This window comes from Aureimonas sp. SA4125 (assembly GCF_019973775.1).
Classification (GTDB): Bacteria; Pseudomonadota; Alphaproteobacteria; order Rhizobiales; family Rhizobiaceae; genus Plantimonas.
Window position 1 is genome coordinate 4,857,231 of sequence record NZ_AP025032.1, and the last position, 12,559, is coordinate 4,869,789.

Annotated in this window: 13 protein-coding genes; 9 read left to right on the forward strand and 4 right to left on the reverse strand. The window is 67.5% G+C overall.

The genetic code is table 11. The features are described from left to right. Positions 1-185: 185 nt before the first annotated feature. Both Sa4125_RS22960 and lptC read right to left on the reverse strand, forming a co-directional pair. A complete protein-coding gene (locus Sa4125_RS22960; RefSeq protein ID WP_224002091.1) occupies positions 186-767 on the reverse strand; it encodes an LptA/OstA family protein in 582 nt (193 codons plus the stop codon). Positions 768-771: 4 nt separating this feature from the next. Continuing rightward, the gene (gene lptC, locus Sa4125_RS22965) at positions 772-1,479 is read right to left on the reverse strand and encodes an LPS export ABC transporter periplasmic protein LptC (RefSeq protein ID WP_224002094.1); all 708 of its coding nucleotides are present in this window, start codon (positions 1,477-1,479) and stop codon (positions 772-774) included. Between the two features lie 310 nt (positions 1,480-1,789). On the opposite strand from lptC, the gene sppA reads away from it, so the two are divergent. From sppA to Sa4125_RS22980, 3 genes are all read left to right on the forward strand, one after another. Next, positions 1,790-2,752 carry a signal peptide peptidase SppA gene (gene sppA, locus Sa4125_RS22970; protein WP_224002096.1) on the forward strand — a complete coding sequence of 321 codons (963 nt, stop codon included), beginning with the start codon at positions 1,790-1,792 and terminating at the stop codon, positions 2,750-2,752. Between the two features lie 213 nt (positions 2,753-2,965). Then, the gene (locus tag Sa4125_RS22975; RefSeq protein ID WP_224002098.1) at positions 2,966-3,250 is read left to right on the forward strand and encodes an integration host factor subunit beta; all 285 of its coding nucleotides are present in this window, start codon (positions 2,966-2,968) and stop codon (positions 3,248-3,250) included. 218 nt (positions 3,251-3,468) lie between these two features. Continuing rightward, a complete protein-coding gene (locus tag Sa4125_RS22980; RefSeq protein WP_224002100.1) occupies positions 3,469-3,834 on the forward strand; it encodes a LapA family protein in 366 nt (121 codons plus the stop codon). Between the two features lie 213 nt (positions 3,835-4,047). Here Sa4125_RS22980 and Sa4125_RS22985 read toward each other — a convergent pair whose 3' ends face one another. After that, a complete protein-coding gene (locus Sa4125_RS22985) occupies positions 4,048-4,524 on the reverse strand; it encodes a carbon monoxide dehydrogenase subunit G (protein ID WP_224002102.1) in 477 nt (158 codons plus the stop codon). A 205-nt stretch (positions 4,525-4,729) separates the two neighbouring features. On the opposite strand from Sa4125_RS22985, the gene Sa4125_RS22990 reads away from it, so the two are divergent. The 5 genes from Sa4125_RS22990 to Sa4125_RS23010 all read left to right on the forward strand — a co-directional run bounded on the left by Sa4125_RS22990 (position 4,730) and on the right by Sa4125_RS23010 (position 9,174). Then, a complete protein-coding gene (locus Sa4125_RS22990; protein ID WP_224008175.1) occupies positions 4,730-5,695 on the forward strand; it encodes a class I SAM-dependent methyltransferase in 966 nt (321 codons plus the stop codon). A 1-nt stretch (position 5,696) separates the two neighbouring features. Next, a complete protein-coding gene (locus tag Sa4125_RS22995) occupies positions 5,697-6,569 on the forward strand; it encodes an RNA methyltransferase (protein ID WP_224002104.1) in 873 nt (290 codons plus the stop codon). Continuing rightward, the gene (gene lspA, locus Sa4125_RS23000; protein ID WP_224002106.1) at positions 6,566-7,072 is read left to right on the forward strand and encodes a signal peptidase II; all 507 of its coding nucleotides are present in this window, start codon (positions 6,566-6,568) and stop codon (positions 7,070-7,072) included. Before Sa4125_RS22995 ends, lspA begins: the two co-directional genes overlap by 4 nt. 42 nt (positions 7,073-7,114) lie before the next feature. Continuing rightward, entirely contained in the window at positions 7,115-8,104 is a 990-nt protein-coding gene (locus tag Sa4125_RS23005) for an MDR family oxidoreductase (protein WP_224002108.1), read from the forward strand. Positions 8,105-8,253: 149 nt separating this feature from the next. After that, complete coding sequence (locus Sa4125_RS23010; RefSeq protein ID WP_224002109.1) at positions 8,254-9,174, forward strand: GNAT family N-acyltransferase; 921 nt, start codon at positions 8,254-8,256, stop codon at positions 9,172-9,174. 104 nt (positions 9,175-9,278) lie between these two features. Here the strand turns inward: Sa4125_RS23010 and Sa4125_RS23015 are convergent, their stop codons facing one another. Then, a complete protein-coding gene (locus tag Sa4125_RS23015; protein ID WP_224002111.1) occupies positions 9,279-9,572 on the reverse strand; it encodes a DUF1236 domain-containing protein in 294 nt (97 codons plus the stop codon). Positions 9,573-9,898: 326 nt separating this feature from the next. Here Sa4125_RS23015 and mutS point away from each other — a divergent pair, with 326 nt between their 5' ends. Continuing rightward, positions 9,899-12,547, forward strand: coding sequence for a DNA mismatch repair protein MutS (gene mutS, locus Sa4125_RS23020; RefSeq protein WP_224002113.1), 2,649 nt, complete (start codon positions 9,899-9,901; stop codon positions 12,545-12,547). Positions 12,548-12,559 lie beyond the last annotated feature (12 nt).

A 12,559-nucleotide genomic window follows, 5' to 3' on the forward strand; every position in this document is an offset into this window, starting at 1 on the left:
CGACACGGCTTGGCAAAGGCGCCCTGGCCGTCGGCATTTCGAAGCTCGTTTCGGTCATGGTGATCCGTCTCTGGCGGGGCGTGTCGTGCAAGGCGTATCGTCGGTCGCGCGACGCTCGTGCTCCCTTCGACCATCCCGGACAGTGCGCCAGGACGGCCCTCGGCCCGCACGAATGGCGCCGCGGTCTAGGGTTGGGGCTGATCGCTCTGCGGTGCCATCAGCATCTTGACCCGGCCGCCGCTGAACTGGGCGACGCCGGTGTCCATGTGGATGGTCAGGCTCGGCCCGCGGGCGATGTTTTCGCCCTGGGTCAGAACGACGTTGCCGTCGAGGACGGCGATCTGCGTCTTCATGTCGAACTTCGCCGTCTCGGCCGTCGCGACCTGATCGTCGGACTTGATATAGACCTTGCCGCTGGCCTCCAGCCTGTCGATCTGATTGTTCCCGCCAGGCATGCTGGCCGCCGCAGCCTTCGGTGCCGCCTTGGCTTCTCCGCCGGCCGGCGGCTTGACGTAGTAGACGACGAGCTTGGCCGAGCGCATCAGCGTCGGCCCCTGCGCGACCGATACATTGCCACTGAAGGTCGCGACAGCTTTGGAATCGTCGACATCGAGCTGATCGGATTCGATCGCGATCGGCTGGTCGCCGCCGACCTGCAGGCCGGTGAAGGTTCCCGGAGCCTGGGCGAAGGCCGCCGAACCCAAGGGGAGCAGCAATGTCGCGAGGACCAGGCAAGAGGCGAAGCCAAGAGGCGGGCGTGCAGTCATGGGCTCAGTTGCTTTCCTGTTGGGCTGTTTGCGCTGTGTCGCCCGGGCTGGGCAGGAGGGTCATCTTCACGCGACCGCCGAAGCTGAGCATCTTGCCGCCCTCCTTCACATCGAGATTTCCGGACTCGATCGTCTGGTTCGGCGTGGTGATGCTCACGGGACCGGCACCGACCATGCTGCCGCTGGCCATGTCGATCTGAGCGTCGCTGAGACTGATCGACATGCCGCTGCTGGTCTTGACCTGGACGTCCTCATAGAGCCGCAACTGCTGGGATTTCGGGTCGTAATGTCCCCGTGTCGCCGTGACGTCGGCGGTGGCGTTGTCGGAGATGGTGATATTGGCCTTCACTTTTTCGAGGTCGATGCCGCTGCCGTCCAGCGCCTGGATGGCGCGCTCGGCGACCATCGAATAGGGCCGCTGGTTCTTGTCATATCCGGACATGCGCGGGTCTTCCATCACGATGCGCCCATCCTCGAGGCCGGCGGAGGAAACCGAGACGTCGTCCGGCAGCGCCCGCGCCAGCCAGGTCACGGCAATGCCGCCGACGACAATCACCGCTGCCAGCGCCGGCAGGCCGATTTTCAAAAGGGAAACCAGACGCGAATGCCGACGTGCCCGGGCGAACTCCTTCTCGGAGCGGCGGTTGTCGGTCAGACTGCCGAGCGCGCCCGTGCGCATCGCCCGATCCATGTGTCCTGTCGTCTCGGTCAAACCTTGGTCCTGAACTCATCGGCCTGAGCCTGAACTCGTTGGCCTGAGGGTGTACAACGTGATCAGCGCGGCTGCGAAGCCGGAACCCTAGACCATTTGCGGCATGCGGCTGATGGACCTGGCGAATGCCCACCCTCTAGCCCGCGAAGCCGCCCGTCCAACTTGTTGCCTATCTGTCCAATATGGGGAAATTTCGGCGTGGAAAAAGGTGTGCAGTGGGGCGGCCGATGCTCAACTTGTGCTCAACTTGGCAAGACCACGCAGAGAGTCTATCGCTCGATGGTTAGGAAATCATAACGGTGGATCTGAAGTGGGCAATGCACAGGACCTGATCGACCGTCGGCGCCTGCGCCGCAAGCTGGGCTTCTGGCGCGGCATGGCGATTCTCCTCGTCGGCCTCGTGGTGATCGGCCTGCCCCTGGCGCTCTGGTCGGCGCAGGGGAAGGGCACGCGCGGCGACAGCATCGCCATGGTCCGCGTCGAGGGCCTGATCACCGAGGACGAGAAGCTGCTCGACCTTCTCGCCGACCTGAAGGACGACGCCTCGGTCAAGGCGGTGATCCTTCAGATCGACAGTGCCGGCGGCACCACCGTCGGCGGCGAGACGCTTTACAAGGCTGCCCGGTCCATTGCCGAGGTGAAGCCGCTGGCGGCCGATGTCGGAACGCTGGCCGCCTCCGCTGCCTATATGCTCGCCATCGCCTCCGACCATATCGTCGCCCACGAAACCTCGATCATCGGCTCGATCGGCGTGATCTTCCAGTATGTCGATGCCTCGGTGCTGCTCGACACTGTCGGCGTCACGGTAAACGCGATCAAGTCCTCGCCGATGAAGGCCGAGCCTTCGCCCTTCAATCCGGCACCGCAGGAAGCCAAGGACATGATCGGCCGGCTGGTGATGGACACCTACGAGTGGTTCGTCGCCCTCGTTGATGCGCGCCGTCCCTTCGACGCCGCCGAGGCAAGGCGGCTTGCCGACGGCTCGGTGTTTAGCGGCCGGCAGGCCCTGGCCAATCGCCTCGTCGACGGTCTTGGCGGCGAGCCGGAGGTGCGCCGTTGGCTCGAGGAGACGCGCCGGATCGAGAAGGGCCTGCCGATCATCGAGCGCAAGCCCGAGGAGGACGGGGGACTCGGCTGGTCGATCTTTGCCGACGCGAGGGCTTTCGCCTTTGCCAGCCTCGGGCTCGATCCCCGCGCCGAAACGCTTCCCGAAGCGCTCTTCGGCGCCGGCGGCCGGGGAGGCGGCCTGGTGTCGCTCTGGCAGCCGCGCTAGAAGCAGACAGGCGAAGGGGTGTGCCGCCGGACGATGATCGGATGCCCGGCGTAGTATATTGATCTCTCGACCGTCTTTCCCTTACAGTCGTCCGACTTGACAGTTTTCTGCCTGGCCAGTCTTCCGACAGCCGTCGCCTCGATGCCTTGGCCGAAGGCTCGAGCCTTTTTTGCCACCGCGACGACAGCCCAGACCCGAACGGAGCTCATTGCCGTGATTAAATCCGAACTCGTGCAGATCATCGCGAGCCGCAATCCGCATCTCTACCAGCGCGACGTCGAGACCATCGTCAACGCCATCTTCGACGAGATCACCGATGCGCTTTGCGACAGCAACCGCGTCGAACTGCGTGGCTTCGGCGCCTTTTCCGTGAAGAACCGTCCGCCGCGCGCCGGCCGCAATCCGCGCACCGGCGAGTCGGTCGACGTCGAGGAGAAGTGGGTACCCTTCTTCAAGGCGGGCAAGGAATTGCGCGAGCGTCTGAACGACGCGGGCTGAGCGGGAGCGCAGCGGCTGGTTCCTCACGAGACCCGGCCTTCTCCCTCGGCTCCGCCCGAAGCATCGCATCATTCGATCCGGCTCGGGCTGGCATTTCGGGCCGGTCGCGCTGCCGATGATGCGCGATGCGATTGACCCCGGGCGCGGCGCTGCCATATCGAAGACGTGATGGATGAAGGATCGGGGTCACCCGGTCGAACTTAGCCAAGGGCCCGACGATGATCTCCAGAATCCTGTCCTTCGTGATCCTCGTGCCGCTGGCCATCCTTCTCGTGGTGTTCTGCGTCGCCAACCGGGCGCCCGTCAGCGTCTCGCTCGATCCCTTCGGCACGATGCCGCAGTTCACCTTTGCGCTGCCCTTGTTCATCGTTCTCATGGGCGCTCTCATCACCGGCGTGATCCTCGGCGGCATCGGTACGTGGCTCACGCAGTCGCACTACCGCCGCAAGGCCTGGAAGCGCCGCAACGAGGTGGAGCGGCTGCGGCGCGAGGCCGACGAGGCCAAGGCCAACCTGCGCCTCTTGCGCGAGGAAAAGGCGGCGACGCCGGCCTCGACCGCGCTCGCGGCGCCGCGCGCGGCCTGAGAGCTTCAAGGCGGAACGCCGACGCTGCTTCTTCTCCCCTCTGGTGAGAAGGTGCGGCAGCGGGATGAGTGGCAGCCGTCTCCATCTAGAGACGCCAAGCGCCGTATCATCGACCCTTGGAACCGTCAGGCCGCTCGCGGGCCTGCCGGCCAGCTCTCCCCGGAGGAGCGAGGAAGGGGCGTCGCCGCCGCGTTGACTCCGGGCGACCTGCCCTCAGACGGCCTCTGTCGTCCCCGCAGCCGCTGCCGCGCCCCCCGAAAGATGGGCGGCGAAATTGTCGAAGAACTGGCCGGCGAGCTTCTTCGTCGTGGATTCGATCAGGCGGCCGCCGAGCTGGGCGATCTTGCCGCCGACCTGCGCGTCGACCTTGTAGGTGAGGATCGTTTCGGACCCGTCCTCGGCCAGATGAACGTCGGCGCCGCCCTTGGCAAAGCCAGCAATGCCGCCCTTGCCCTCGCCGACGATCGAATAGCTCTCCGGCGCATTGACGTTTTCGAGCCGCACCTCGCCATTGAATTTCGCCTTGACCGGGCCGACCTTGGCGACGACGGTTGCCGCCATGCTGTTGTCGCCGGTCATTTCGAGGGCTTCGCAGCCGGGGATGCACGCCTTGAGAACGGCCGGGTCGTTCAGTGCTTCCCACACCGCCTGCCGTGGCGCCGGCAGCCTGTATTCGCCTCTGAGATCCATCTGTGTCCTCCCGATATCGCGGGGGCCGAAGCAGATCCGGCCTTGCCCGAAGCCACCTTGAGGATTTTGCCGGTTTTGCCAAGCGCAAACCAAACGGCTAGAGAGCGGAAATGACCATGAGCATCGGCAAGGAACCAACCCGTTGAGCGGATCGCGGCGTCCCCGCAAGGACACCTCGCCAAGACCTCAGACAGGTCCGGCGGACATCTCCCATTCCTCGACCGAGGTACCCGTCTCCGGTGCCCGCCCGGCGCCGCCGAGGCGCGAGGGTGCGCGGCCGGCGGAGCGCCTGCCGGTGATCCTGACGGTCGAGCCCGACGCCGACTATGCGCTTCTCGATTCGGGCGCGGGGGAAAAGCTCGAGCGCTACGGCCCGCTGACGGTGCGCCGCCCGGAAAATCAGGCGATCTGGAGCAAGCGCCTGCCCGATGCCGCCTGGGAGGCGGCCGACGCGATCTTCACCGGCGACACCGACGAGGAGGGTCTTGGCCGCTGGCGCTTTCCGAAAGTGCCGCTCGGCGAGACCTGGCCGCTGCAGCACAGGGGCCTGTCCTATCTCGGCCGCTTCACCTCCTACCGCCATACCGGCGTCTTCCCCGAACAGGCGGGACACTGGGCTTTCGTCACCGATGCCATTTCGGCTGCGAAACGACCCGTCCGGGTCCTGAATCTCTTCGGCTATACCGGCCTCGCCTCGCTGCTGGCCGCCCGCGCCGGCGCCGAGGTGACGCATGTCGACGCCTCGAAGAAGGCGATCCTCTGGGCGAGAGAGAACCAGGAACTGGCCGGCCTCAACGAGGCGCCGATCCGCTGGATCTGCGAGGACGCGGTGCGCTATGCCGAGCGCGAGGTGAAGCGCGGCAGCCGCTACGATATCGTGCTGCTCGATCCGCCGCGCTTTGGCCGGGGACCGAAAGGCGAGGTCTGGCAACTCCTCGACGATCTGCCCTATCTCCTCGACCTCTGCCGCGACCTCCTGTCCGAAAGGCCGCTGGCGCTCATCCTCACCGCCTATTCCATCCGCTCCTCCTTCTATTCGCTGCAGGCGCTGATGACCGAGACGCTGCGCGGCAGGGGCGGCACGGTGGAATCGGGCGAACTCGTCATCCGCGAGGCCGGCGCGGAAGCCCGCTGCCTCTCCACCTCGCTCTTCTCGCGCTGGATTCCCTGACATGGCCGACGATTTCGACGACAACAGCCCGCGGCCGGCGAAGCGCCCGGATCTGGCCGCGCCCGGAAGGGTCAAGGACCTTTCCAGCGTCTCCAACCCGATCATCAAGGACATCCGCGCGCTCGGCCTGAAGAAGCACCGCGAGGAGACGGGCCTCTTCATCGCCGAAGGGCTGAAGCTCGTCATCGACGCGCTCGACGCCGGCTGGGCGATCGAGACGCTGGTGGTGGCCAAATCCCAGCTGCACAATCCGCTGCTGACCCAGACCGCCGCCCGCACCGTCGCGCTCGGCGCCGACGTCGTCGAAGCCTCCGAAAAGGTGCTCGGCGTCATTACCCGGCGCGACAATCCGCAAAGCGCCATCGGCGTCTTCCGGCAGAAGACGGTGACGCTCGACAAGCTCGACCTCGGCAAGGACGGCGTGATCGTCGCCCTCGACCGCGTCCGCGACCCCGGCAATCTCGGCACCATCCTGCGCACCGCCGATGCCGTCGGCGCCAAGGGCGTCGTCCTCGTCGGGGACTGCGTCGATCCCTTCTCGCTGGAGACCGTGCGCGCCACCATGGGCTCGATCTTCGCCGTGCCGATCGTGCGTGCCAGCGAGGGCCAATTGCTCGGCTGGCGCACAAAATTCCGCGGCCTCGTCGCCGGCACGCACATGGCCGGCACGACCGACTACCGCACGCCGGACTATGCGGGAAAGCCGACCTTGCTCCTGATGGGCAACGAGCAGGCCGGCCTGTCCGAGCCGCTCGCCAAGGCCTGCGACGTTCTCCTGCGCATTCCCCAGGCCGGCCGCGCCGACAGCCTGAACCTTGCCATCGCCACCGGCGTGATGCTGTTCGAGGTCCGGCGCAAGGCACTGACGCTGTGAACCCGAGGATCGTCGCCGCTCTGGTGATCCTCCTCACCGTCGTCGCCGACCAGGCGATCAAGGCCGTGGTCGTGGCGACCATGGAACTCGGCGGCGCGATCGAGATCCTGCCGTTCCTCGCGCTCTACCACGCGCGCAACGAGGGCATCGCCTTTTCGATGTTTGCCGGGTCTGCCGATCTCGCTCTGGCGCTGATGGCAGTGGTCGTCCTCGCCTTCGTCTTCTGGCTCTGGTGGAAGACGCCGGCCGACCGGCGGTTGACGCATTTTGCCTTCGCCATCATCGTCGGCGGCGCCATCGGCAATCTGATCGACCGTGTCCGCCTCGGCTACGTCACCGACTACGTTCTCTTTCATACCCCGGTCTGGTCGTTCGCCGTGTTCAACCTCGCCGATGCCTGCATCTCGGTCGGTGCCGTGGTGATCGTCGCCGACGAACTCCTGCTCGGCCGACGCGAGAAAAAGGCGGTCGGCCCCGAAAATTCCGGGTCCGGGACGGACTGAAGGGCCGGACGTTTTCCGGCGGCGGACAGAAGGAGCGAGACCATGAGCGAGACCTTCAAGGCGATCCTGATCTCGCGCGACGCCGACAAGCGGCAGCGCGTCGAGACCGTGGACATGACGCCGGACCAGCTGATGGACGGCGACGTCGACATCGCGGTCGAGGCGACGACGGTGAACTACAAGGACGGCCTGGCGATCACCGGCAGGGGGCCCGTGGTGCGCCGCTGGCCCATGATCCCGGGCGTCGACCTTGCCGGCACGGTGCTGACGTCGACGCATGCAAGCTGGCGGGCCGGCGACAAGGTGGTGCTGAACGGCTGGGGCGTCGGTGAGGTGCATTATGGCGCCTTTGCCGGCCGGGCCCGCGTCAGCGGCGACTGGCTCGTGCCCCTGCCGGACGCTTTTTCGGCGAAGGACGCCATGGCCATCGGCACCGCCGGCTACACCGCGATGCTGAGCGTGATGGCGATCGAGGCGGCGGGCGTCACGCCGGCCGACGGCCCGGTGATCGTCACGGGCGCTGCCGGCGGCGTCGGCTCGGTCGCGGTGTCCCTCCTTGCCAGCCTTGGCTGGCACGTCGTCGCCTCGACCGGACGGACGGAGGAGACCGACTATCTGAAGCGTCTCGGCGCCGCCGAGATCATCGACCGGGCCGAACTGTCCGGTCCCGGCAAGCCGCTCGCCAGGGAGCGCTGGGCCGCAGGGGTCGACGCCGTCGGCAGCCACACGCTCGCCAATGTTCTTGCGCAGACGAAATATCACGGCGCCGTCGCCTGTTGCGGCCTCGCTCAGGGCATGGACCTGCCGGCCTCCGTCGCGCCCTTCATCCTGCGCGGCGTATCGCTGATCGGCATCGATTCGGTGATGGCGCCGAAGCCGCGCCGGCTGGGCGCCTGGCAGCGCCTGGCGACGGATCTCGATCTGGACAGGCTGCGGGCGCTCACGACCGAGATCGGATTTGACGATATCGTCGCCGCCGCGGCCCAGATCGTCGACGGCAAGGTGCGCGGCCGTCTGGTCGTCACCATGTGACGGTGTGGCAGGCTTGAAAACGCATTGCCGGCTGGCGGAGCCGTCAGCGGCCGCCACGAGGCAGGGTGCTCGTCACGAAAGCGTCGCGCAAAGATTATAATTCCGGTAAGATGATGACGTGTCGCACGCGTCTGACGCGGGGAGGGTTCATGAACCTATCGAGGATGGCGGAAGAGGCACCGGTCGTCCGCGCGCCCAATCCCTTCGGTGCCGCGGTGAAGGCGTTCGTTCCCGCGCCGGTTCGCCGGATGAAGGGCCGCTTCGACGTCAACGGGCAGGTGCTCGGCCGTCTCGGACAGCTCGAAGTGCGTCTGGCCCGCTCGCGCGACGAGGTGAAGGCGGCCCAGCAGCTGCGCTACCGCGTGTTCTACGAGGAGATGTCGGCGCAGCCGTCGCGGCTGCAGAAGCTGACGCGCCGCGACAAGGACGGGTTCGACCGCTACTGCGACCATCTCCTGGTGATCGATCGCGCCCGCGGCGGCTCGCTCGGCAACCAGATCGTCGGCACCTACCGCCTGATGCGGCAGGAGGGCGCCGAGATGGCCGGCAGCTTCTACACCGCCCAGGAATTCGATATCGCCTCGCTGCTGGCGCGCCATCCCCGCAAGCGCTTTCTCGAGCTCGGCCGCTCCTGCGTCCTCAAGGAGTATCGCGGCAAGCGCAGCGTCGAGCTGCTCTGGCAGGGGATCTGGGCCTATGTCCAGCAGCACCGCATCGACGTCCTGTTCGGCTGCGCCTCGCTCGCCGGCACCGATCTCAAGGCCGTCGAACTGCCGTTGGCCTTCCTGAAGACGCACGCCGCCGCTCCCGCCGAATGGCAGGTGAGGGCGCAGCCGCGCAGGGGCGTCCTGCGCGGCGAGAACGTCACCGGCGAGGCCGATCCCCGCCGCGCGCTCGCAGCCCTGCCGCCGCTCCTGAAAGGGTATCTGCGCATCGGCGGCTATATCGGCGCGGACGCGGTCGTCGACTACCAGTTCGGCACGACGGACGTGCTCGTGGTCCTTCCGGTGAGCAACATCCACCCGCGCTACGTCGAATATTACGGCGCGGACTCGCGCTTCGTCGCCTGAAAGGCGTATCCGGCGCATCGCGAGGCTTCGAGGAGGCGTTGCCGTTTCGGGACACAATAGCCCGGAACGGCATCAAGCGGGCCGCAGGAGTGTGACTTGGCGCCCTACTTCCCGACGCGCACGACGCTGCGGGTGCTCGTGTCGACGATCACCGGGTGGCCATTGTAGTAAAAGTAGGCGTAGGTCGCCTCGCCCTGGAGGGGCACGAGACTGATCGACTGCGGCACGGTCTCGCCGAGTGTGGGCGCGACGGGGAGCCGGGAATCGTCGACGGGATTGTCGACGGCGAACTGATAGACGTTCACCGGCGTATCCGCGGCCGTTGCGAGGCCCGGAGCGAGGCTGGCGGCAATCAGGAGCGCCGCCGTGAAGAGGGGCCGCGACCGACGATGGTTCATGCAATCCTCGCATTTGGACATCCGGCCAGGCTGGCCGTCCGTGTCCACCGCAGACATGGGTATGCGATCCTTGCAATGTAATGCCAAATTTTTGGCCGGGCCGCAATCCTCATGCTGCAGTGCGAATCGTCGCCGGCCTGTTGCAGGTCCGCATCTGCCGGAGGGCCAAAGCGCCGGTGGACAGGCGGTCCAAGCCCCTTTTCCCCGGCCGTCGCTGCCGCTATGCCGATAGGCTGAAGGGGCGGCCTCGCATCAGCGGGCCGGCCGAATGCGGGAGACGATCGATCGCTGTGACGAGGGGAGAACCGGAGAGCGGCCCGACGCCGATGATGGCGCAATATATCGAGATCAAGGCGGCCAATCCCGATTGCCTCCTGTTCTACCGGATGGGCGACTTCTACGAGCTGTTCTTCGACGACGCGGCCATCGCCTCGCGCGCCCTGGGCATCACGCTGACGAAGCGCGGCAAGCATCTGGGCGACGACATTCCGATGGCCGGCGTGCCGGTGGTGGCCGCCGACGACTATCTGCAGAAGCTGATCGGCCTGGGCCACCGGGTCGCCGTCTGCGAGCAGATCGAGGATCCCGCCGAGGCTAAGAAGCGCGGCGGCAAGTCGGTGGTGCGACGCGACGTCGTGCGCCTCGTCACCCCCGGCACGATCACCGAGGAGCGGCTGCTCGATCCCGGCCGCCCGAATTTTCTGATGAGCCTGTCCCGCCTTGGCGGCTCGGGTCTGCAGGCGGAGTTTGCGCTGGCCTGGGCGGATCTCTCGACCGGTCAATTCTCTGTCAAGACGACGTCGGCCGGCCAGCTCCTCACCGACATCCAGGCGATCGAGCCCTCCGAGATCGTCGTCGCCGACACGGTGTTTCACGACGCCGTGCTGAAGCCCGTCTTCCAGCGGCTGGGGCCCCTCGCGCGGCCCGAGCCGGCCGTGCTCTTCGACGGCGCGACGGCGGCAGCCCGGCTCTGCCGCTTCTACGACGTCGCCACTCTCGAAGGCTTTGGCGGATTCGGCCGGGCGGAGCTCTCCGCTGCCGCGGCCCTCCTCTCCTATCTGACCAAGACGCAGTTCGCCGCGCGGCCGGCCCTTGCTCGTCCGACACGCCTGGAGAGCGGCGCGATCATGCTGATCGACCCGGCGACGCGGGCAAGCCTCGAACTCACGCGCACCGGCGATGGCCAGCGCAAGGGCAGCCTCCTCGCCACCATCGACCGCACGGCCACGGGCGCCGGCTCGCGCCTCCTCGCCCAGCGCCTCGCCAGCCCTTTGACCCAGCCTGCCGCGATCCGGCGGCGGCACGATGGGGTCGCCTGCTTCGTCGCCGACGGCGCCCTGCGCGAAAACTTGCGCCAGCGCCTGAAACGACTGCCCGACACCGAGCGGGCGCTGTCGCGGCTGTCGCTGGGGCGCGCCGGTCCGCGCGACCTCGCCGCCGTCCGCGACGGCCTGATGGTGGCGGCCGAGATCGAGGCGCTCCTCGCCGGTACCGAATTGCCGGCGGAACTCCTGGAGGCCGTCGCCGGCCTGCGATCCCTGCCCATGGCGATGGCGGCGGATCTGACGGCGATGCTGGCCGATCCCGCGCCCCTCCAGAAACGCGATGGCGGATTCGTGCGCGACGGCGCGATCGAGGCGCTGGATGCCGCCCGCGCCCTGCGCGACCATTCGCGTCAGGTCATCGCCGAACTGCAGGCGCGGTATGCCGGCGAGACCGGGGTCCGCAATCTCCGGATCAAGCACAACAACGTCCTTGGCTACTTCGTCGAGGTGGCCGAGGGCCAGGCGGCGGCGCTGCAGGGAAGCGATGCCCTCAGGGCCGAATTCCAGCACCGCCAGACCATGGCCAACTGCATGCGCTTCTCGACGCTGGAGCTGTCGGATCTCGAAAGCCGCATCGCCGGGGCGGCGAGCGACGCGCTGGCGCTGGAACTCGGCGCCTTCGAGGCTGCGGCGGGCGCCGTCGTGGCGGCGGCCGGGGCGCTGCAGGCGGGCGCTGCGGCGCTGGCCGTCATCGACGTCGCGGCAGCACTGGCGGAACTGGCGGTCGCCGAGAACTGGTCGCGGCCCGAGGTCGACGACAGCCTCGCCTTCGTCATCGAGGGCGGCCGCCATCCCGTGGTGGAAGCTGCGCTGAAGGCCGGCTCGGGCACGCCTTTCGTCGCCAACGACTGCGATCTCTCGCCGCCGACCGGCGCCGGCAAGGCCGGCGCGATCTGGCTCCTGACCGGCCCGAACATGGGCGGCAAGTCGACCTTTCTGCGCCAGAACGCACTGATCGCGGTGCTCGCCCAGGCCGGCGCCTACGTGCCGGCGGCATCGGCCCATATCGGCGTCGTCGAGCGCCTCTTTTCGCGCGTCGGCGCCTCCGACGATCTGGCCGAGGGGCGCTCGACCTTCATGGTCGAGATGGTCGAGACGGCGGCGATCCTCAATCAGGCCGGACCGACGACGCTCGTCATCCTCGACGAGATCGGTCGGGGCACCGCGACCTATGACGGCCTGTCGATCGCCTTCGCCTCGGTCGAGCACCTGCACGAGGTCAACCGCTGCCGGGCGCTGTTTGCCACGCACTTTCACGAGATGACGGCGCTCTCGGCGCGCCTTAGCCGCTTGAAGAACGCCACCATGCGGGTGAAGGAATGGGAGGGAGAGGTGATCTTTCTGCACGAGGTGCGGCCCGGCGTCGCCGATCGCTCCTACGGCGTGCAGGTTGCCAAGCTCGCCGGCCTGCCCGCCTCGGTGATCGAACGCGCCCGGCAGGTCCTGGCCGAACTGGAAAAGGGCGAGCAGGGCGAGAAGCGCACCGCCTTCATCGACGACCTGCCGCTGTTTGCCGCGCTCGCCCGGCGCCCGGCGGACAAGCCGGCGGAGGCGTCGCCCGCGCTGGCGATGCTGGCCGAGATCCATCCCGACGAGATGAGCCCGCGCGAGGCGCTCGAGGTGCTCTACCGCCTGAAATCGCTCGCTTGACGCCGATCCGGC

What these genes read in the sequence shown, in the direction of transcription:
- Sa4125_RS22960 (WP_224002091.1), bottom strand. Translation starts at nt 767, where the DNA reads ATGACTGCACGCCCGCCTCTTGGCTTCGCCTCTTGCCTGGTCCTCGCG.
- Sa4125_RS22980 (WP_224002100.1), top strand. Translation starts at nt 3,469, where the DNA reads ATGATCTCCAGAATCCTGTCCTTCGTGATCCTCGTGCCGCTGGCCATC.
- Sa4125_RS22985 (WP_224002102.1), bottom strand. Translation starts at nt 4,524, where the DNA reads ATGGATCTCAGAGGCGAATACAGGCTGCCGGCGCCACGGCAGGCGGTG.
- Sa4125_RS22995 (WP_224002104.1), top strand. Translation starts at nt 5,697, where the DNA reads ATGGCCGACGATTTCGACGACAACAGCCCGCGGCCGGCGAAGCGCCCG.
- Sa4125_RS23005 (WP_224002108.1), top strand. Translation starts at nt 7,115, where the DNA reads ATGAGCGAGACCTTCAAGGCGATCCTGATCTCGCGCGACGCCGACAAG.
- Sa4125_RS23010 (WP_224002109.1), top strand. Translation starts at nt 8,254, where the DNA reads ATGAACCTATCGAGGATGGCGGAAGAGGCACCGGTCGTCCGCGCGCCC.
- Sa4125_RS23015 (WP_224002111.1), bottom strand. Translation starts at nt 9,572, where the DNA reads ATGAACCATCGTCGGTCGCGGCCCCTCTTCACGGCGGCGCTCCTGATT.
- mutS (WP_224002113.1), top strand. Translation starts at nt 9,899, where the DNA reads ATGATGGCGCAATATATCGAGATCAAGGCGGCCAATCCCGATTGCCTC.